We start from the raw sequence: 19,459 nt of genomic DNA, 5'->3' as shown, positions 1-19,459 counted from the left end.
TCCGGGTTGGGTAGGCGTTCAGTGACCGAGATAGACATCGATCACCTTGGGATCGGACTGCACCTTCTCCATGCTGCCCTCGGCCAGGATCTTGCCCTGGTGCAGCACGGTGACCTTGTGGGCGATGCTCTTGACGAAATCCATGTCGTGCTCGATCACCACCACCGAACGGCCCTGGCTGATGCGGCCCAGCAGTTCGGCGGTCTTTTCGCGCTCGGACACGCTCATGCCGGCCACCGGCTCGTCCAGCATCAGCAGTTCGGGCTCCTGCATCAGCAGCATGCCGATCTCCAGCCACTGCTTCTGCCCGTGCGAGAGCAGGTCGGCCTGGGTGTGCAGCTGCTGGTCGAGGAAGATCTCGGCGGCCACCGACTCCACCCGCGCCACCACGTCCGGCGAGCGCTGGAAGGTCAACGCGCCGAACACCTTGCGACCACGCGGGAAGGACATTTCCAGGTTCTCGAAGACGGACAGGTTCTCGTAGATGGACGGCGTCTGGAACTTGCGCCCCACCCCCGCCCGCACGATGGCGTGCTCGCTCATCTTCGTCAGCTCATGGCTGTTGAACTTGATGCTGCCGGAGGTGGCGCGGGTCTTGCCGCAGATCAGGTCCAGCACGGTGGTCTTGCCGGCACCGTTGGGGCCGATCACCACGCGCACCTCGTTGCGTTGCACGTAGAGATTGAGGCCGTCCACCGCCTTGAAACCGTCGAAGGACACGGTCAGGTCTTCGATGGCCAGGACCGGATGGGCATCCGATTCGAAACCGATGGGGTTCTCGCTCATTTGCTGGCCTCCAGAGTGGCGCCGGGCTCGATGCCGTCGCGCTTGGGTTCGGGGGTGGACGGACGGGCCGTCGCGACATTCGTGACAGTCGGGGCCGCAGCGGAGGCGACCGTTGGTGCCACCGCCGCCGGCTTGGGCTCGCCACGCAGCCGCGCCATCAGCCGCTTGCCCTGGGTCTGCCAGAGACCGGCCAAACCATTGGGGAAGTACATCACCACCGCGATGAAGAGGCCGCCCATCAGGAACAGCCACAGCTCGGGGAAGGTCTCGGAAAAATAGGTCTTGCCGAAGTTCACCAGCAGCGTGCCGTACACCGCGCCCAACAGCGACATGCGACCACCGACAGCGGCATAGATCACCATCTCGATGGACGGCACGATGCCCACGAAGGAGGGCGACATGAAGCCCACCTGCAGCGTGAACATGGCCCCGCCGATGGCCGAGAACATGGCCGCCGCGCAGAACACGAAGACCTTGAAGCTGGCCACGTCATAGCCCGAGAAGCGCACCCGCTCCTCCTTGTCACGCATGGCCACCAGCAGGCGCCCCAGCTTGGAGCCCAGCACATAGCGCCCGAACAGGATGCAGCCGAACAGCAAGGCGGCATTGACGAAGTACAGCACCAGCTTGGCATGGTCGGTACGGATGTCCCAGCCCATCAGGGTCTTCAGGTCGGTGATGCCGTTGACGCCGCCGGTCAGACCCTGCTGGCCGATGATCAGGATGGAGAGGATGGCGGCGATGGCCTGCGTGACGATGGAAAAATACACATCCCCCACCCGGCGCTTGAACATGGCCAGGCCGATCAGCATGGCCAGGATGGTCGGCACCAGCAGCACCGCCAGCACGGTGAAGGTAAAGCTGTGGAAGGGCTCCCACATGGCCGGCAAGGCGGTGATCTGGTTCCAGTCCATGAAGTCGGGAATGCCCGGCGTGGACTGGATCTTGGTGCTGATGGGGTCGGAGGCTTCGAGTTTCAGGAACATGGCCATGCAATAGCCGCCCAGGCCGAAGAACACCCCCTGGCCGAGGCTCAAGATGCCGCCATAGCCCCAGCACAGCACCAGGCCCACCGCCACGAAGGCATAGGACAGGTACTTGCCCACAAGATTGAGGCGGAACATGTCCAGCGTCAGCGGAAACACCACCAGCAACAGCACCGCCATCACCAGCAGGCCCACCGCCCCGGAGCGCCCGCCCAACAATTTTTCATAGGCTGCATGCATCATCGGACCTCGCACGGATTGTTGGAGAAAGAAAAGCCGGCCATCACTTGCGCACCTTGGCCGAGAACAGGCCCTGCGGACGCAGCATCAGGATCAGGATCACCGCCGAGAGCGTGAGCACCTTGGCCATGGAACCGGTCAGGAAGAACTCCGCCGTGGACTGTGTCTGGGCAATCGAGAAGGCCGAGGCGATGGTGCCGATCAGGCTTTGCGCGCCGCCGAAGACCACCACCAGGAAGGTATCGACGATGTACAGCGAACCGCTGGTGGGACCGGTGGAACCGATGGTGGTGAAGGCCGCCCCGGCCACGCCGGCCACCCCGCAACCGAGCGCAAAGGTGGTGCGATCGACCTTGCGGGTATTGATGCCGACCGCCCCGCTCATGACCCGGTTCTGCATCGTGGCGCGCACCTGCAGGCCCCAGCGCGAGCGGAACAGCAGCACGAAGATGGCCCCGGTCAGCAGCACCGTAATGCCCATCATGAACAGGCCATTGATGGGAATGTCGATGGCATCGGTCGGCTTGAAGGACCCCATCAGCCAGTCCGGCAGGGTGGCGCTGACTTCCTTGGCGCCGAAGATGGAACGGAAGGTCTGCTGCATCGCCAGCGACAGGCCCCATGTGGCCAGCAGCGTATCGAGCGGGCGCTTGTAGAGGCGGCTGATCAGCAGCAGTTCGGTCAGGTAGCCCACGCCATAGGCCACCACGAAGGACAGCACGATGGCCACGAAGAAGTAGATCGGCTGCAAGGCTGGCGCATAGGTGGTGGTGAGATGCGACAGCAGATAGGTGATGTAGGCGCCGATGGTGAGGAATTCACCGTGGGCCATGTTGATCACGCCCATCTGCCCGAAGATGATGGCCAGGCCCAGCGCCATCAGCAACAGGACGCAGAACACCGAGAGGCCATTGAAGCCCTGCATGGCGAAGATGGCGCCGAATTCGGATAGAGAAACCATGTTGACTCCCGATGGGCAAGGATGAATTGACCGAATTGACCGAATTGATCGGTAAGGGGCGACGACGCCCGCATGTCACTACAGACGCCGCCGCTTTGCTGCACTGAAGGAAGAAGCACGCTCCGAAGCACGCTTCAAAAACCCGCTTCAAAGCCCGCTTTGCATCGCGCAATCACACTCCCACCGTTCGGACTGAGTAGCGGCGCAAGCCGCGTATCGAAGGCGAAAGAACAGAGCGCTCCTTCGATACGACCCTGCGGGCCTACTCAGGACGAACGGGGATGCGATGTATCAAGGCAATTACTGCAAGGTCTTACTGGTAACCCTTGGGGAAGGGATTGGGCTCGATCAGGTCGGACTCATACACCACCTTGAACTGGCCATCCTTCTGCGCTTCGCCGATGCGGGTCTTGCTCCACAGGTGGTGGTTCTCGTGGACCTTGACGTAGCCTTCCGGCGCGGTCTTGAGTTCGATGCCGGGCGAGGCTGCCACCACCTTGTCGACGTCGAAGCTGCCGGCCTTCTCCACCGCCGCCTTCCACAACCAGGGGCCGAGGTAGGCGGCCTGGGTGACGTCGCCGATGACCGAATTGGCACCGAACTTGGCCTTGAACTCGGCCACGAATTTCTTGTTGTTGGCGTTGTCCAGGCTCTGGAAATACTTCATGGAAGCGAAGAAGCCCTCCACGTTCTCGCCACCGATGCCCAGCATTTCATCTTCGGTGACCGAGATGGTCAGCAGGTTCTGGGTCTTGGCGGTGACGCCGGCCGCCTTCAACTGCTTGTAGAAGGCCACGTTGGAGCCGCCCACCACGTCGGCGAAGATGACGTCGGGTTTCTTCAGCTTGATCTTGTTGATCAGCGAGCCGAACTGGGTATTGCCCAGCGGATAGTATTCCTCGCCCACCACCGAGCCCTTGAGCACGTTCTCGATGTGCTTGCGGGCGATCTTGTTGGACGTGCGCGGCCAGATGTAGTCCGAGCCGACCAGGAAGAAGGTCTTGGCCTTCTTTTCCTTGGCCACCCAGTTCAGGCCCGCCAGCACCTGTTGCGTCGCCTCCTGCCCGGTATAGAAGACGTTCTTGGACTGCTCCAGGCCTTCGTAGAAGGTCGGGTAGTAGAGCAGGCCGTTGTCCTTCTCGAACACCGGCAGCACCGCCTTGCGCGAGGCCGAGGTCCAGCAGCCGAAGACGGCCGCCACGCGGTCGTTCTCCAGCAGCTTCTTGGCCTTTTCGGCGAAGGTCGGCCAGTCGCTGGCGCCGTCTTCCTGGATGATCTTGATCTTGCGACCGAGGATGCCGCCCATGGCATTGATCTGGTCGATGGCCAGGCGCTCGGCCTGGATCGACCCGGTCTCGCTGATGGCCATGGTGCCGGTGGCCGAGTGCAGCTGGCCCACGGTGACCTCGGTATCGGTGATGGCCAGCTTGGTGGTATTGACCTTAGCGGTCGGATACTGCTGGGCCGAAGCCATGCCCGGCAGGGCGGCGGCGGCAGCACCGGCGGCCAGGCCCATGAGGACCTTGCGGCGCGGCAGCGAGGGCGGATTGGAAGACGAGGAATGCGACATGCGGTACTCCTTTCGATCGTTGTTGTTGGATGCCGGCCGGGCAAACGTGGCGTCGTGCAGAAAAAAAAGCCGGTAAAAAACGGAAAAGTGAACAAACGAGGGAAAGGCCCGCCACTGGCGTGGCATTCAGGAAAAAGTCTCCTGACAGATATGAATATTCCTTCAAGCCCGCCTTTAGCTGCGCTGGCCCTGCCCTTCGTTCTGGGAGGCAGAATAGGATCGGCGGTGCAGCGCAACAATACGTTGTTTGACGTAAGCTCCCGGCCGCGGCCGGCCGCCTGCCTGCACAGCTTTTGCCCGCCCGCTGCCTGTTGTTGGTGCAGGCAAATGGCGGGGAGCTTGGCGATGCTCTTGCCGGGGTGGCAATACCTGCTGCGGGTCTGCTGTGTTTTGGTGAATTCCCGTGGAATGCGGCAGCGCACATACGTCATTTGACGTATGCCCTCACCGTCCAAATGGTTTGAAAATTGCTTGCGCCTGAACGCGAGCGGTCCGGCAGCCCAGGACCTGACGAGATGACCTGACTTCCCCCCGAGCCAACGTGACCCATCCCGCCACACAACGCATCGTCAAGGTTCGCCGCGACTACAACACCTGGGTCGCCAACGAGACCCTGGAAGATTACGCACTGCGCTATACGCCGCTGTCGTTTCGCCGCTGGTCCGAATTCCGCCTGGCCAACACGGCCCTGGGCGCGACCTCCTTTTTGGCGCTGGAAGCCATCAGCGGCGCCATCACCCTCAGCTACGGCTTTACCAATGCCTTCTGGGCCATCGTCTGCGTGGTGGTGCTGTTCTTCCTGACCGGTCTGCCGATCAGCTACTACGCGGCGCGCTACGGGGTGGACATGGACCTGCTCACGCGCGGCGCCGGCTTCGGCTACATCGGCTCGACCATCACCTCGCTGATCTATGCCAGCTTCACCTTCATCTTCTTCGCGCTGGAGGCGGCCATCATGGCCCAGGCCATCGAGATCTATTTCGGCCTGCCGCTGGTGTATGGCTATGTGCTCTGTTCGCTGATCATCATCCCCATGGTGGCCTACGGCATCACCCTCATCAACCGCCTGCAGATGTGGACCCAGCCACTGTGGCTGGTGCTGCTGGTGCTGCCCTACCTGTGCGTGCTGTACAAGGAACCCGACGCCCTGCGCAACCTGATGAGCTTTGCCGGTCGCGCCGAGGAAGGTAGCTCCTTCAACCTGCTGCTGTTCGGCGCGGCGGCGACGGTGGCCTTTTCGCTGATCGCCCAGATCGGCGAGCAGGTCGACTTCCTGCGTTTCCTGCCGAAAAAGACCGCCGCCAATCGCGGCCGCTGGTGGAGCGCCCTGCTGCTGGCCGGCCCCGGCTGGATTCTGCTGGGCGGCGCCAAGATGCTGGGTGGCGCGCTGCTGGCCTTCCTCGCCATCCAGCACGAGGTGCCGATGGCGCGCGCCGTGGAACCGACCCAGATGTACCTGATCGGTTACCAGTACGTGTTCGGCAATCCGGCCCTGGCGCTGGGGGCGGTGGTGCTGTTCGTGGTGGTGTCGCAGATCAAGATCAATGTCACCAATGCCTATGCCGGTTCGCTGGCCTGGTCCAATTTCTTCGCCCGCCTGACCCACAGCCACCCGGGCCGCGTGGTGTGGCTGGTGTTCAATGTCCTGATCGCGGTGCTGCTGATGGAACTGGGCGTGTTCAATGCGCTGGAACACGTGCTGGCGCTCTACAGCCTGGTGGCCATCTCCTGGATCGGCGCGGTGGTGGCCGACCTGGTGATCAACAAGCCGCTGCGCTTGAGCCCGGCGCATATCGAGTTCAAGCGCGCCCACCTGTACGACGTCAACCCGGTCGGCGTGGGCTCGATGGTGATCGCCACCCTGCTCTCCACGCTGGCCATGTCCGGGGTGCTGGGCAAGACGGTGGCGGCACTCTCCCCCTTCATCGCGCTGGGGACGGCCCTGGTGAGCGCACCCTTGATCGCGGTGGCCACCGGCAGCCGCTACTACATCGCCCGCCGCGATACCTTGTCCGAACAGAGCTATCGCCCCTACACGCCCGGCCACAGCCCCTCGGTACTGGACTGCGTCATCTGCGGCAATGCCTTCGAAACCCCGGACATGGCGCACTGCCCGGCCTACCAGGGCGCCATCTGTTCCCTGTGCTGCTCGCTCGATGCGCGTTGCAAGGACCGCTGCAAGACCCCGCGCGCGCGGCTGCCCAACCAGATCCTGCATACCCTGCGCCAGCTGATCCCGGCGCGCTTCGCGCTCAAGCTCAATACCCGCATCGGCCATTACCTGAGCGTCTTCGGTCTCTTGGCCGGTGGCCTGGCCATCGTGCTGTGGATGCTGTACTTCCAGCAGATGGCCGACCTCTCCGGCCTGACGCTGGCCGCGCCCGACTCGCTGCGCGGCGTCTTCATCAAACTGTTCTGCCTGTTGCTGGTGGTGGTCGGCGTGGGCGCGTGGTGGCTGGTGCTGACCAATGAAAGCCGCGCCGTCGCGCAGGAAGAATCAGAGCGCCAGACCAACCTCCTGCTGCAGGAAATCGAAGCCCACAAGCAGACCGACGCCGAACTGCAGCGCGCCAAGGAAGCCGCCGAATCGGCCAACCTGGCCAAGAGCCGCTTCGTGGCCGGCATGAGCCACGAGCTGCGCACGCCCTTGAACAGCATCCTCGGCTATGCCCAGATCCTGCACGTGGACGCCACCATTCCGCCGGCCCGCAAGGAAGCCATCGCCATCATCCGCCGCAGTGGCGAACACCTGCTGAGCCTGATCGATGGCCTGCTCGACATCGCCAAGATCGAGGCCGGCAAGATGCGCCTGGCCTCCGACGAACTGGCGCTGGAAGCCTTCCTGGAACAGATCGTGGGCATGTTCGCGCCGCAGGCCGAACAGAAGGGCCTGCAGTTCCGCTTCGAAAAGACCGGCCGCCTGCCGCACATCGTGCATGCCGACCAGAAGCGGCTGCGGCAGATCCTCATCAACCTGCTGGGCAATGCCGTCAAGTTCACCGACCGTGGCGGGGTCACCCTGAAGGTACGCTATGCCCGCGAGATTGCCTGGTTCGAGGTGGTCGATACCGGCATCGGCATCGCCGACGACGACCTGGAGCGCATCTTCCTGCCCTTCGAACGCAGCAACGCGGCCAGCCTGCGCGAAGACATCGGCACCGGGCTCGGCCTGGCCATCAGCCGCATGCTGGTGCACATCATGGGGGGCGAACTGAGCGTGCAGAGCACGGTCGGCAGCGGCAGCAGCTTCCAGCTCAAGCTCTACCTGCCGGAGGTGCATGTGCCGCGCCCCCGCCTGCAGCTGGAAGACCAGATGTCCGGTTATGCCGGCCCCTCGCGCCATATCCTGGTGGTGGACGACCAGGCCTCGCAACGACGCCTGTTGAAGGACATGCTGGCCCCGCTGGGATTTGCGGTCAGCGAGGCCGACAGCGGCCTGGCCTGCATGGAAAGACTGGCGCACGAGGTGCCGGACCTGATCCTGCTCGACATCGCCATGCCGCAGATGGATGGCTGGAGCGTGGCCCGCGCCATCCGCGCGCGGGGCCTGACGCAGTTGCCCATCCTGCTGGTCTCGGCCAATGCCTTCGAGAACCTGCACGAACGCAACGGCGCGCCACTGGTCAACGATTTCCTGGTCAAGCCGGTCTCGTACAACGAGCTGCTGGGCAAGATCCGGCAACACCTGCAACTGGACTGGGTGGCGCCCGGCACCGCCTCCGCCACCACTCCACCCACCACAGCTACCACAGCCAAGCCGCTGATGCTGGTGCCGAGCCAGGACAGGCTGGCCGCCCTGCTGCAACTGGGCAGCATCGGCTACGCCAAGGAAATCCTGCGCCAGCTGGACGCCATGGACCGCCAGAACCCGGCCTACCTTCCTTTCACCACGGAGCTGCGGCAACTGGTCAGGCAGTTCCGACTCAACGAATATGTCACCCGCATCAAGGAGCTGATCCGCCATGATCTCAACGACGTTCGATAGGCAAGTCGTACTGATCGTCGATGACATGCCCGACAACCTGGCCATGTTGTCCGACGCCCTCGACGAAAGCGGCCACATCGTGCTGGTCGCCACCGATGGTCTCTCGGCGCTGCAGCGACTGGATCACATCACGCCCGACCTGATCCTGCTGGACGCCATGATGCCCGGCATCGACGGCTTCGAGACCTGCCGCCGCATCAAGCAACTGCGGCAGGTGAGCCACGTGCCGGTGGTCTTCATGACCGGCCTGTCGGAGACCGAACATGTGGTGCGCGGCTTCGAGGTCGGCGGCATCGACTACGTGACCAAGCCGATCCGCCCGCAAGAAGTGGTGGCCCGCATCGGCGCCCACATCCGCACCGGGCGCATGATGTCGCAGGCACGCGGGGTCCTGGAACAGGCCGCGCATGCGGTGATCGTCCTGGGCGGCAACGGCTTGCCGACCTGGCAGACCAGCAAGGCCTCGCAGTGGCTGGAGAAGTATTTCGGCGCCCCCGCACCGGGTAGCCAGCGGTTACCGGCGGCACTGCAGGTCTGGCTGAACGAACAACTGGTGCGCCAGCGCCAGGGCGAGAACCTGGACCAGTTGCCGCCGCTGGTGGTGCGCCTGGACCAGGGCGAACTGCACATCACCCTGTGCGGCCCCGGCCAGGGGCATGGCGCCAGCCTGCTGCTGGAAGAAAAGACCGGCGCCGCCGCCGCGCTGGCACGGCCGGAAGACGGCCCGGTGCTACCCGCCTCCCTGGAAGCCTGCCGGCTCACCCCGCGCGAGAGCGACGTCCTGCTGTGGCTGGGCAAGGGCAAGACCAACCGCGACATCGCCGACATCCTCGGCATGAGCCCGCGCACGGTGAACAAGCACCTGGAACACATCTTCGTGAAACTGGGCGTGGAAACGCGCTCGGCGGCGGCGGTGCTGGCCAGTAGCGTGGCGGCGGGGAGTGGCGGGCAGTTGCTGCAATAGAGGATTCACCCAGTCGGCAACTGGTTTATCAGGACTGACGCTGATTGGATCATCTTAGCTGTCGCAGGTACAGCACCAGTGTCAACGCTGCGACGGCGAGCATACAGGCGGGAATACCGCACTTCATCAGGCGGTCATATTGGCGTTGCACCGAGGCCCGCGCAACGATGAGACCGCAACAGAGCGGGACCAGGCCATAGATCCATAGCGAGATCACCCTGAGCGTATTGCCACAGGACTCACGGCACAGGGTGATAGGCAAGACGGATTCGAGGGCATGCGGGATCAGGTCAATGACCAGGCCTACCCCGGTGCCGAGGAGAAATCCTCGGACATTAGCAAGCATCATGGAATGAAAAAAAACAGAATCAGTTGGGCACTACGCAGGTCGGAATAGAGTGGCAGCCAAGGCCGATGTATCCCCAGACGGAATCGCGCAAAGGTTTCGACCGTGCCAGTGATGCCGTTATAGGTCAGCCGGGAGCCGTTCCATAGATCGATGTGGCCGCCGCTGGGTACTGTTTCACCGGAACGGTACCAATAGGCATGGAACATGATGATGCCGGTTCTGCCCTTGATTTTCGCTTCCCAGTCCTGTCCTGTGATATTTTCCGGCTCCGGCGGTAAGCCGCAGAATGGCTGCAGCTTGAGCCATTCGGCCAATTCCTGCGCTCGGGTCGCGGCGGGCTTTCCATCCAGCAGTATGCGCCCGAGGGTCTTTCGCCCTGCCATGGGCTTGACGGATTTCTGGGAGAACGACCGCATTTCTATGCCCACCTTATGCAAGGTGGCGCTGATGCGAATCGCGCACTGGTTGCCGTATTCCTCGCTTTCCGACCCATCTGGCTGGTACGGATTGCCGCTCACATAGTTGCCCCACAAATCCGCGAAACGTACGGCCGGCACTTCAACACTGCATAGTGAATCCTTGACCGAGTTGGTTCGGATACGTGCTTGCTGAACCCGCTTCTGCCCTCTCACTGGCCCGCTCCTTCCATCATGACCAGGGCATCATCTCCCCAATAGATCACCAGATTGTCGGCACGCAAAGTCGCGATCCTGGGCATCAGTCCATCAGCCCCAAAGCGGCCGGAAATGCTTCGTCCGCCTGGAAGAGCGGCGTAATACGGCACCCCTTCCACTCCGGAAGCCTGCAACCTGAAGCGTTCGTCAAACTGCTCTGCCACAAGCTGTTGATCGCCTGAAATCGATCGGCCCTGCTCGTCGGGGAGATATCGCTCCGATACGGGCGAAGAACCGGCATCGGACACGCCATCCACCTCGTTCAAGGTGGAATAGCATGGGCAGCCATTCGTACTGCGCATGCCGTGAAGAACCCTTGATTGCCCGTTCGTCAGTCTGGCGCGCCCATATCCTTCAGCGATGACACACCCCTTCTCACAGGCAATGCGCGCCCCCTGGAAGGCATAGGCGCGTCCTCTGCTCTTGACCCGTTGATCACCTTCCGCGATATGGCCACCGCAGGCCGTCGCGTCGCCCTCCCTTACCCACCCTATGATTTTCATGCGCCACCTCGCGCACATAAAGTGGGTCCATTGTTCTGTCGCTCCATGCTGCTCTCCGGTTGTTTGATTGTGCGGTAGGGATCCATGAAACGAGTGCCATGGCCGAAAACCGCGCATTTTGCATGCCGCTCCGGCAACCCGGAAAACAAAGGAGAAATAGCTTGAAAACACCGAAACAATCAGATCGATTGCTCGTAAAAGAGGGGGACTTTTCCAGGTGAAATACGAGATGGGATCGGCGGGCGCCTGAAGAAAATTTCACATGAGCGGGCGCTTTGCCCTATCCTTGCACAGGGCACTTACGCCCATCATCACCGAAGCAAGGAGTCATCATGCCCAAGAAAGAGAAACTGGACCCGGAAACCGAAGCCCTGATCCAATGGTGTACCGAAGTCGAGCAATTCCTGGTCAAGGGCGGCGCCACGCTGGACCAGGCGCAGGAGCACATCGAAGAACAGGTGGAGTGGTTCACCGATCTGTTCTACGACGGCCTGCCCCCGGAAGAAGCCGCCAAGGAAGCCCTGGCCTGAAGCAGGTTCCGCCAACCTCCCCCACCACCAGCATCCCGGCCCGCAAGGCCGGGATTTTCTTTTCATGGTTCAGTCGCGGCCAAAGCGCGTGGAGAGTCCGCGCAAGGCGTCGTAGAGAGGCCGGGTGGCCTCGGCCAGGCGCTCCAGACTGGCTTCGCGCAGGGCGTCCAGGTCCAGCGCGGCGGCGCCCTTGAGGCCGGCCCACGCCAGCAAGGCGGCCAGTGCCTGCGGATGGTCGAACATGCCGTGCAGGTAACTGCCCAGCAATTGGCCATCGGCCGATTGCGCGCCCTCGCCCCGCCCTTCGATGACAAAGGCCGGTCGCTCCAGCGCGGCACCGTGTGAGACGCCCATGTGGATCTCGTAGCCGCGCACGCTGGCGGTGTCCTGGCCGAGGTTGCCGAAGTTATCGAAGTTACAGTGGCCGCTGACCTGCAGCAGGCGCTTTTCCTGCGTCAGTTCGGTGTGCATGGCGAGCAGGCCCAGGCCGGCGCTGCTACCGGGCGCGCCTTCCACGCCGTGGGGGTCGTCGATGCGCTCACCCATCATCTGGAAACCGCCGCAGATGCCGATGAGCTTGCCGCCATAGCGCAGGTGGCGGCTGATGGCTTCGGTCCAGCCATGCTGGCGCAACCATTGCAGGTCGCCCCGGGTGTTCTTGCTGCCGGGCAGGATGATGAGGTCGGCCGGGGGAATCGGCTGGCCGGGGCCGATGAAGCGCAGGTCGAGGTCGGGATGGGCGCGCAACGCGTCGAAGTCGGTGTGGTTGCTGATGCGCGGGAAGACCGGTACCACCACGCGGAAATCCCCCTTGTGCTCCTGCGTGGCGGCGACCGCATCTTCGGCGTCCAGCTGCAGGCCGTGCAGGTAGGGCAGCACCGCCAGGACCGGCTTGCCGGTACGTTGCTCCAGCCAGTCGAGCCCGCCTTGCAAGAGGCTGATGTCGCCCCGGAAACGGTTGATGACGAAGCCGACCACGCGCTCGCGCTCGCTCTCGGAGAGGCAATCGAGGGTGCCGGTCAGGTGTGCGAAGACACCGCCACGGTCGATGTCGGCCACGATGATGACCGGGCAATCGACCGCTTCGGCAAAGCCCATGTTGGCGATGTCGCGGGCGCGCAGGTTGATCTCGGCCGGGCTGCCGGCGCCTTCGACGATGACGCAGGCATATTGCGCGCGCAGGCGGGCATAGGATTGCAGCACGGCCTGCATGGCCTCGGTCTTGTAGCGGTGGTAGTCGCGGGCGTTCATGTCGGCGCGCACCTTGCCGTGCACGATGACCTGGGCGCCGGTGTCGCTGGAGGGCTTGAGCAGGACCGGGTTCATGTCGGTATGCGGGGCGATGCCGGCGGCCTGGGCCTGCAGGGCCTGGGCGCGGCCGATCTCGCCACCGTCGGCGGTGACGGCGCTGTTCAGGGCCATGTTCTGCGGCTTGAACGGGGCCACGGCGATGCCGTCCTTCTTCAGGAGCCGGCACAGGGCGGCCGCCAGAGTGCTCTTGCCGGCGTCCGAGGTGGTGCCCTGGATCATCAGGGTGTGGAAGGGGAAATCAGCCACGTCGGCTCCATCTATGCAGGGCTTGTTGCAGCCGCTCCCAACCGGCTTCGTCAGGCGGCAGGCCAAGGCGGATGCCACCGGCACCACGGGTGAAGAGGCGCACCCAGATGCCCTCTTGCGCCATGGCTTGGTGAAACGCCACGGCCTCCGGTTCCGGCCACCACTGGAACAGCGCAGTGCCATGGGAGGCGATGCCGTGGGCGGCCAGCAGGGTCTGCAGGCGCTCGCCGGCGGCCAGCAGTTGCTGCAGGGTGGCCTGCTGCCATTGGCGGTCGCCAAGGGCGGCACAACCGATCTGCTGGGCCGGTCCGCTGATGGTCCAGGGTCCCAGCCAGTCGGCCAGCGCATCCAGCAGCGCCGGTGCGGCAGCAACGAAGCCCAGCCGCAAGCCGGCCAGGCCGAAGAACTTGCCCACCGAGCGCAATACGATCAGGCCGGAGGTGGCCGTGTGGGCCGCCGTGTGGGCGGCCACGCTCTGCCCGGGCAACGTATCGCCGAAGGCTTCATCCACCACCAGCCAACCGCCGCGTGCGGCCAGGTGCGCGGCCCATTGCAGGAGCTGGGCCGGAGCCACCCGCGTACCGGTGGGATTGTTGGGATTGCAGAGCACCAGTACGTCGCAGGCAGTGCCCTGCACTGCCTCGTCCAGTGCGGCGTACGGAATCTCTCGCACCGCATGGCCGGCGCGCTGCCAGCAGTGCGCATGTTCGGCGTAGATGGGCGCGGCCACCACCACCTGGGCCGGGCGTCCGTCCTGCCGCAGCCGCAGTTGCGGCAGTGCCTGGATGGCGGCCTGGGTGCCGGCCACGGCCAGCATGCGGGGCGCACCGTAGTAGGCGCAGGCGGCCTGCTCCAGCGCCTGCGAGACTTCGGGCAGGCGGTGCCAGGCGTCGGCGGCGATGGCAGGCGCCGGATAGGGCCTCGGATTGATGCCGGTGGACAGGTCCAGCCAATGGCTGCGGGGGCGGCCGTAGTGGCGCGCCGCGTCGTTGAGGTTGCCGCCGTGTTCAAGCATGCAGGCCTCCCAGGCAGAGCAGCGCCACGGCGCTGATGACGGCCAGCCATAGGGCCGTGCTCATGGCCACCAGTCGCCAGGCACGCACGATGTCCGGCCCTTGCGGCAGGGGACCGCGCCCCAGTGGCGGGCGCTGTTCCAGTTCGCCGTCATAGATCGCCGGTCCGCCCAGAGCCAGGCCCAGTGCGCCGGCGCCTGCGGCCATCACCGGTCCGGCATTGGGGCTGCTCCAGGCCGGGGCCTGTTCCTTCCAGCAGGCCATGGCCTGGCGCCGCTGGCCCAGCCAGGCGTAGGACAAGGCGGTCAGGCGTGCCGGCAGCCAGTTCAAGGCATCATCGATGCGTGCTGCAGCCCAGCCGAAGTGCAGGAAGCGCGCCGTGCGGTAGCCCCACATCGCATCCAGGGTATTGGCCAGGCGGAACAGCAAGGCGCCGGGGCCACCGGCCACCAGGAACCAGAACAGCGTACCGAAGACGGCGTCGTTGCCATTCTCCAGCAGCGATTCGACGCCAGCCTTGGCCAGTTCCTGCTCACTGGAATGGCGCGTGTCACGGCTGACGATGCAGGAGGTCAGGCGGCGTGCCTGCGGCAGGTCGCCGGTGGCCAGCGCCTGAGCGATGGGCAGGGTATGTTCGCGCAGGCTGCGCAGGCCGATGCAGAAATACAGCAGCGCCGCATGCAGCAAGGCGGCCAGCCACCAGGGCGCGGCCGCCAGCAGCCACGCGGCCACCAGCACCGGTGGCAGCACCGCCAGGCTCCAGGCCAGCACGCCGCGCAGGCGCAGTGCCGGGCGCTGGTTGAGGGTGCGCTCGATGGCTTTGGCCAGGTTGCCGAAACCGACCAGCGGATGCCAGCGCCGCGCCTCGCCCAGGGCCAGGTCCAGCGCCACGCCGAGCGCCATCAGCACGGCCAGCCAGGGCCAGGACAGGCCGCTCAGCATGGGCTGTCCTTCAGGCTCAGGGGCAGCCCGGCGGCGACCCATTGCACCCGTTCGCAGAGGGCGGCCACGGACTGGTTCAGGCGGCCGGCCTCGTCCACGAACCAGCGCGAGATGGCGCCCTGCGGGATGATGCCCATGCCCACTTCATTGGAGACGATGATCACCGGCCCCGCGACCTCCTGCAAGGCGCGCAGGAAATCCACCCGCTGCAGCGTGAATGCCGCTGGCGGGTCGATCGGCCCCCGTTCAGGAAATTCAATGCCGTCGGCAAACAGCAGGTTGGCCAGCCACACGGTCAGGCAATCGACCAGCACCACGCGATCGGGGCGGCTGTGCTCGCGCAGGGCCTGGCCCAGGGCCAGCGGTTCTTCCGCCGTGCGCCATGGGCCACCCAAGGCCAGTCGGCGTTGCTGGTGGTGGTCGATGCGGGCCTGCATCTCTGCGTCGTCACTGCTGGCGCGGCGGCTGGCGGTGGCTAGATAGACGATCTCGCTGGCGCCGCCCTGCCAGGCGGCCAGTGCCAGTTTCTCGGCATGTGCGCTCTTGCCGGAGCGGGCGCCGCCGAACACCAGGGTGCGTTGCGGCGGGCGGGAAGCGGGCTTCATGCTTGTGGTTCTCCCTGGGCGGGCCAACGGTCCTGGTAGACCAGATCGGCCAGTGACTGGCGTGTGGCCCATTGCTCCTGTTCCAGCATGGGCCGTTCGTAGAAGGCGGGGACGTGGCCCAGGCACAGCACCGCCATCGGCTCGGCGCCGGTCGGCATCTGCAGCAACTGCGCCAGGGCCAGCGGATCGAACAGCGACACCCAGCCCATGCCCAGCCCTTCGGCACGAGCGGCCAGCCACATGTTCTGCAGCGCGCAGGAGAGCGAGGCCAGGTCCATCTGGGGCAGCGTGCGGCGGCCGAAGACGTGGGCTTCGCGGTGGTCCATCAGGGCGGCGACTAGCACTTCGCCGCACTCCAGGATGCCTTCCACCTTCAGGCGCATGAACTCGTCCTCGCGCTGGCCCAGTGCCTGCGCGGTGACCACGCGTTCCTGCTCGACCAGTGCGTGGATGGCCTGGCGCAGGTCGCGATCAGCGATGCGGATGAAGCGCCAGGGCTGCATGAAACCCACGCTGGGCGCTTGGTGCGCGGCCTGCAGCAGGCGTTCCAGCAGGGCCGGCTCGACCGGGTCGGACAGGAAGTGGCGCATGTCGCGCCGCTCGCGGATGACGCGATAGAGGGCCTCGATCTGCTCCTGCGGATAGCGATGGGCCGGCTGGGGTGAGACCGATTGAGGCGAGGCCGTCGGCTTCATGCGACCGCGCCTCCCAGCAAGGCCGCCACGGTGCGCGGGGCGGAACGGAAATAGGCGTGCAGGTAGCTGGCGGTGACCTGTTGCTGGCGATAGACCACCTCGCCCTCGGAAGAATCGAACAGGCGCTCGCCCCGCGCCATGAATTGCGCGCCCACCACCGCCCGCGAATAGTGGAAGGTGTGGCAGCGCAGATGCTCGCCCACGGCGCCCGGCAGGTTCAACTTCAGGGTCTGGTAACCCAGCCCCTGCAGGCGTGGCTGCACCGTGGCCTGGCCGGGCAGCACCCCGCACATCTGGCCGCTGCTGCCGTCCTGGCCGACGATGCCCTCCAGCAGGAACAGCATGCCGCCGCACTCGGCGTAGAGCGGCTTGCCGGCGGCCGCATGCGCGCGCAGGCCGGACTGGGTGACCTGCGCGGCCTGCAGTGTGGCGAGGTAGAGCTCGGGATAGCCACCCGGCAGCCACACCGCATCGCAGGGCGGCAAGGGATCATCGGCCAGCGGCGAGAAGAAGGCCAGGCTGGCGCCCATCTGCTGCAGCAATTCCAGGTTGGCGGTGTAGATGAAGGAAAACGCCAGGTCGCGCGCCACGGCGATGGTCTTGCCTGCCAGCAGGCGCGGGAAGTCGCGCTCCGGCGGTGGTGTGCCGAAGTCCACCGGGTCCGGCAGCGTGGCCAGGGAAGTGCTGGACATGCGCTCGGCCACCGCGTCCAGGCGCGCATCGAGGTCGGCGATCTCGGGTGCGGCCACCAGGCCGAGGTGGCGCTCGGGGAGGGCGAACTGCATGTCGCGCTGCAGGCCGGTCAGCAGCGGCACCGACGGCCGGGCGTTGCGCAGGCCCTGGCGCAGCATCTGCGCATGACGTGGGCTGGCCACGCCATTGGCCAGCACGCCGGCAAACTTCAGTTCGGGCCGGTAGGCCAGCAGGCCCTGCGCCAGCGCGCCGATGGTCTGGCCCATGCCACGCGCATTGATCACCGCCACCACCGGGATGCCCAGCAACTGGGCCAGGTCGGCACTGCTGGGTTCGCCATCGTAGAGGCCCATGACGCCCTCCACCAGCAGCACGTCGGCCTCGGCCGCGGCCAGCGCCACCTGGCGCCGGCAGTGGTCTTCGCCGCCCAGCCACAGGTCGAGGTTGACCACCGGCTGGCCGCTGGCCTGCTCCAGCACCATGGGATCGAGGAAGTCGGGGCCGGTCTTGAAGACCCGCACGCGCCTGCCCTGGCTGCGATAGAGACGCGCCAGCGCGGCCGTGATGGTGGTCTTGCCGTGGCCGGAGGCCGGGGCCGAGATGAACAGGGCCGGGCAGCTGTGTTGAAGTTCGGACATCAGAATTCCACGCCTTTCTGCGCCTTCACGCCCTGCTCCTTGTAGGGGTGCTTCACGGGGCGCATCTCGCTGACCAGATCGGCCTGTTCGATCAGCGCCTCGGGCGCGTGACGGCCGGTGACGACGATGTGCAGCATCTCGCGACGGCCGGCAAAGACGCGCAGCACTTCTTCCAGATCGAGGTACTGGTATTTCAGGACGATGTTGAGTTCGTCCAGGATCACCATGTCATAGCTGGGGTCGTTGATCATGCGCACCGCCTCGGCCCAGCCGCGCGCTGCGGTGCGCATGTCGGCTTCGCGGTCCTGGGTATCCCAGGTATAGCCCGCGCCGACGACGTGGAAGTCGCAATTGGCATGGCTGCCCAGGAAGTCGCGTTCGGCGCTGTAGAGCGCGCCCTTGATGAACTGCACCACGCCCAGTTTCATGCCATGGCCGAGGATGCGCATGCCCATGCCGAAGGCGGCGCTGGACTTGCCCTTGCCGGTGCCGGTGTTGACGATCAGCAGCCCCTTTTCCAGCTGGGCGGCAGCCTTCTTCTTTTCAAAGCCTTCCTTGTGGCGCTGGGTCATGCGCTTGTGGGAGTCGGGATCGGTTTTCACGGTCGGGTTCTTTCCAAAGATTCGTTCAGGTCCAGTCGGCACCGGTGCGCTCGGCAAGGATGCGGGCGACGTTGCTGCGACTGGGATGGTAGCCGATGAAGACCAGTTCGCTGTGCTTGCCATCGTGGCTGGCGGTACTGCCCTGCCCGCTTGTAGCAGCCACCACGCGCGCGCGCACCGCCTGCAGCAGCAGCGGGCCGGCGGCGCTGTGCACGAAGCCCTTGGCGCGCAGGATGGGCTCGGCCAGGGCGGCGGCGGCCACCGCCTGGCGCAGGCGCTCCGGGTCCTGCGGCGCCGTGCTGCGCAGCGTGAAGGATTGCCAGCCGGGGTCTTGCTCGTGGAAATGCTTGTGGGTGGACAGCCCGTGGCTGTGCGCGCCCAGGCCGGAGTGGGCATGGCCGTTGAAGCGGCGCTGGTCGGCCGCGACCGTGGCGCGCTCGCCCGGCATGCCCACCGGCGTGTAGTGGTGATGCACGGTCGCGCCCGCCTGGTGCAGGCGCAGGCCCAGCGCCAGGCGGATATCCAGCCGGGCGCCATAGGCCAGTTCCAGGAAGCGCACATTGGGCGCCAGTGCGCGCACGGTCGCTTCGGCCTGCAGCAAGGGCGCTTCGTCCATGCCGTCGATCTTGTTGAGGACCACCACGTCGGCGCATTCCAGTTGCTGGCGGAACAGGCTGGCGGTGGCATCGCGTACGACGTCGCCACTGGCGAAGGCTTCTTCCAGCAGCAACGGGGTATCGACCACGGCCAGGGTGGCGTCCAGCACGAAGTGCGGCGCCAGCTCGGGCGACTGCAGCACCTCCATCACGGCGCTGGGCAGGGCCAGGCCGGAGGTTTCGATCAGCACATGGTCGATCTGCGCACGGCGGGCGGCCAGCGCCAGCATGGCCGGCACGAACTGCTCGTCGTCACCATAGGCGATCAGGCCATGGGCAAAGTCCTGGATCTGCACCTGACCCTGTCCATCGCCGTCGGCGCGCAGCAGGTCGCCGTCGATGGCGACTTCACCGAATTCATTGATCAGCAAGGCCAGCCGGCGCGACTGGCGGCGCTGCACCAGGGCGCGCAGCAGCGTGGTCTTGCCGGCCCCGAGGAAGCCGGTGACCACGGTCACCGGGATGGGCGGCATGGCAGTAGCCAATGCTGGAGCCGATGCGGCGCTCATC

The 19,459-nt window shown here is 65.3% G+C and carries 17 protein-coding genes; 3 read left to right on the top strand and 14 right to left on the bottom strand.

Annotated elements, in window-relative coordinates:
- Positions 1-18 precede the first annotated feature (18 nt).
- The 4 genes from urtD to urtA form a co-directional block, all read right to left on the bottom strand.
- Positions 19-786 carry an urea ABC transporter ATP-binding protein UrtD gene (urtD, locus tag BTM36_RS14460; RefSeq protein WP_077236843.1) on the bottom strand — a complete coding sequence of 256 codons (768 nt, stop codon included), beginning with the start codon at positions 784-786 and terminating at the stop codon, positions 19-21.
- Positions 783-2,012 carry an urea ABC transporter permease subunit UrtC gene (urtC, locus tag BTM36_RS14455; RefSeq protein ID WP_139347161.1) on the bottom strand — a complete coding sequence of 410 codons (1,230 nt, stop codon included), beginning with the start codon at positions 2,010-2,012 and terminating at the stop codon, positions 783-785. The genes urtD and urtC overlap by 4 nt, the downstream gene beginning before the upstream one ends.
- Positions 2,013-2,055: 43 nt before the next feature.
- Positions 2,056-2,973, bottom strand: a complete 918-nt coding sequence (gene urtB / locus BTM36_RS14450) for an urea ABC transporter permease subunit UrtB (protein ID WP_077236841.1) — start codon at positions 2,971-2,973, stop codon at positions 2,056-2,058.
- A 313-nt stretch (positions 2,974-3,286) separates the two neighbouring features.
- Positions 3,287-4,543 carry an urea ABC transporter substrate-binding protein gene (gene urtA / locus BTM36_RS14445; protein WP_077236840.1) on the bottom strand — a complete coding sequence of 419 codons (1,257 nt, stop codon included), beginning with the start codon at positions 4,541-4,543 and terminating at the stop codon, positions 3,287-3,289.
- Positions 4,544-5,084: 541 nt separating this feature from the next.
- On the opposite strand from urtA, the gene BTM36_RS14440 reads away from it, so the two are divergent.
- The gene (locus BTM36_RS14440; protein ID WP_077236839.1) at positions 5,085-8,528 is read left to right on the top strand and encodes an ATP-binding protein; all 3,444 of its coding nucleotides are present in this window, start codon (positions 5,085-5,087) and stop codon (positions 8,526-8,528) included.
- Positions 8,506-9,492: a response regulator transcription factor gene (locus tag BTM36_RS14435; RefSeq protein WP_077236838.1), complete on the top strand. Its 987-nt coding sequence runs from the start codon at positions 8,506-8,508 to the stop codon at positions 9,490-9,492. The genes BTM36_RS14440 and BTM36_RS14435 overlap by 23 nt, the downstream gene beginning before the upstream one ends.
- Before the next feature lie 345 nt (positions 9,493-9,837).
- Here the strand turns inward: BTM36_RS14435 and BTM36_RS14425 are convergent, their stop codons facing one another.
- Positions 9,838-10,473, bottom strand: coding sequence for a type VI secretion system amidase effector protein Tae4 (locus tag BTM36_RS14425; RefSeq protein WP_077236836.1), 636 nt, complete (start codon positions 10,471-10,473; stop codon positions 9,838-9,840).
- Entirely contained in the window at positions 10,470-11,018 is a 549-nt protein-coding gene (locus BTM36_RS14420; protein ID WP_077236878.1) for a PAAR domain-containing protein, read from the bottom strand. The genes BTM36_RS14425 and BTM36_RS14420 overlap by 4 nt, the downstream gene beginning before the upstream one ends.
- A 332-nt stretch (positions 11,019-11,350) precedes the next feature.
- On the opposite strand from BTM36_RS14420, the gene BTM36_RS14415 reads away from it, so the two are divergent.
- Positions 11,351-11,548: a hypothetical protein gene (locus tag BTM36_RS14415; RefSeq protein ID WP_077236835.1), complete on the top strand. Its 198-nt coding sequence runs from the start codon at positions 11,351-11,353 to the stop codon at positions 11,546-11,548.
- A 69-nt stretch (positions 11,549-11,617) separates the two neighbouring features.
- Here BTM36_RS14415 and BTM36_RS14410 read toward each other — a convergent pair whose 3' ends face one another.
- Genes BTM36_RS14410 through BTM36_RS14375 form a run of 8 tightly spaced genes read right to left on the bottom strand, consistent with a single transcriptional unit; the run spans position 11,618 to position 19,458 of the window.
- On the bottom strand, positions 11,618-13,105 hold the full coding sequence (locus tag BTM36_RS14410; protein WP_077236834.1) for a cobyric acid synthase: 1,488 nt from the start codon (positions 13,103-13,105) through the stop codon (positions 11,618-11,620).
- A complete protein-coding gene (cobD, locus tag BTM36_RS14405; protein ID WP_077236833.1) occupies positions 13,098-14,120 on the bottom strand; it encodes a threonine-phosphate decarboxylase CobD in 1,023 nt (340 codons plus the stop codon). Before cobD ends, BTM36_RS14410 begins: the two co-directional genes overlap by 8 nt.
- Complete coding sequence (cbiB, locus tag BTM36_RS14400; RefSeq protein ID WP_077236832.1) at positions 14,113-15,060, bottom strand: adenosylcobinamide-phosphate synthase CbiB; 948 nt, start codon at positions 15,058-15,060, stop codon at positions 14,113-14,115. The genes cobD and cbiB overlap by 8 nt, the downstream gene beginning before the upstream one ends.
- Complete coding sequence (gene cobU / locus BTM36_RS14395; RefSeq protein WP_077236831.1) at positions 15,054-15,665, bottom strand: bifunctional adenosylcobinamide kinase/adenosylcobinamide-phosphate guanylyltransferase; 612 nt, start codon at positions 15,663-15,665, stop codon at positions 15,054-15,056. Before cobU ends, cbiB begins: the two co-directional genes overlap by 7 nt.
- Positions 15,662-16,360 carry a 5,6-dimethylbenzimidazole synthase gene (gene bluB / locus BTM36_RS14390; RefSeq protein WP_077236830.1) on the bottom strand — a complete coding sequence of 233 codons (699 nt, stop codon included), beginning with the start codon at positions 16,358-16,360 and terminating at the stop codon, positions 15,662-15,664. Before bluB ends, cobU begins: the two co-directional genes overlap by 4 nt.
- Positions 16,357-17,691 carry a cobyrinate a,c-diamide synthase gene (locus tag BTM36_RS14385; RefSeq protein ID WP_077236829.1) on the bottom strand — a complete coding sequence of 445 codons (1,335 nt, stop codon included), beginning with the start codon at positions 17,689-17,691 and terminating at the stop codon, positions 16,357-16,359. Before BTM36_RS14385 ends, bluB begins: the two co-directional genes overlap by 4 nt.
- A complete protein-coding gene (cobO, locus tag BTM36_RS14380) occupies positions 17,691-18,293 on the bottom strand; it encodes a cob(I)yrinic acid a,c-diamide adenosyltransferase (RefSeq protein WP_077236828.1) in 603 nt (200 codons plus the stop codon). Before cobO ends, BTM36_RS14385 begins: the two co-directional genes overlap by 1 nt.
- A 25-nt stretch (positions 18,294-18,318) precedes the next feature.
- On the bottom strand, positions 18,319-19,458 hold the full coding sequence (locus tag BTM36_RS14375; RefSeq protein WP_077236827.1) for a GTP-binding protein: 1,140 nt from the start codon (positions 19,456-19,458) through the stop codon (positions 18,319-18,321).
- Position 19,459: the final 1 nt, after the last annotated feature.

This window comes from Herbaspirillum sp. VT-16-41, assembly GCF_001994935.1.
Lineage (GTDB): Bacteria > Pseudomonadota > Gammaproteobacteria > Burkholderiales > Burkholderiaceae_D > Herbaspirillum > Herbaspirillum frisingense.
This window is presented reverse-complemented; position numbering and strand designations above follow the sequence as displayed.

Excerpts from the sequence above, each read along its gene's own strand:
- urtC (WP_139347161.1), bottom strand. The coding sequence starts at position 2,012 with ATGCATGCAGCCTATGAAAAATTGTTGGGCGGGCGCTCCGGGGCGGTG.
- cobU (WP_077236831.1), bottom strand. The coding sequence starts at position 15,665 with ATGAAGCCCGCTTCCCGCCCGCCGCAACGCACCCTGGTGTTCGGCGGC.
- urtA (WP_077236840.1), bottom strand. The coding sequence starts at position 4,543 with ATGTCGCATTCCTCGTCTTCCAATCCGCCCTCGCTGCCGCGCCGCAAG.
- bluB (WP_077236830.1), bottom strand. The coding sequence starts at position 16,360 with ATGAAGCCGACGGCCTCGCCTCAATCGGTCTCACCCCAGCCGGCCCAT.
- BTM36_RS14435 (WP_077236838.1), top strand. The coding sequence starts at position 8,506 with ATGATCTCAACGACGTTCGATAGGCAAGTCGTACTGATCGTCGATGAC.
- cobD (WP_077236833.1), bottom strand. The coding sequence starts at position 14,120 with ATGCTTGAACACGGCGGCAACCTCAACGACGCGGCGCGCCACTACGGC.
- urtD (WP_077236843.1), bottom strand. The coding sequence starts at position 786 with ATGAGCGAGAACCCCATCGGTTTCGAATCGGATGCCCATCCGGTCCTG.
- BTM36_RS14385 (WP_077236829.1), bottom strand. The coding sequence starts at position 17,691 with ATGTCCGAACTTCAACACAGCTGCCCGGCCCTGTTCATCTCGGCCCCG.
- BTM36_RS14415 (WP_077236835.1), top strand. The coding sequence starts at position 11,351 with ATGCCCAAGAAAGAGAAACTGGACCCGGAAACCGAAGCCCTGATCCAA.
- BTM36_RS14420 (WP_077236878.1), bottom strand. The coding sequence starts at position 11,018 with ATGAAAATCATAGGGTGGGTAAGGGAGGGCGACGCGACGGCCTGCGGT.
- cbiB (WP_077236832.1), bottom strand. The coding sequence starts at position 15,060 with ATGCTGAGCGGCCTGTCCTGGCCCTGGCTGGCCGTGCTGATGGCGCTC.
- urtB (WP_077236841.1), bottom strand. The coding sequence starts at position 2,973 with ATGGTTTCTCTATCCGAATTCGGCGCCATCTTCGCCATGCAGGGCTTC.
- BTM36_RS14375 (WP_077236827.1), bottom strand. The coding sequence starts at position 19,458 with ATGAGCGCCGCATCGGCTCCAGCATTGGCTACTGCCATGCCGCCCATC.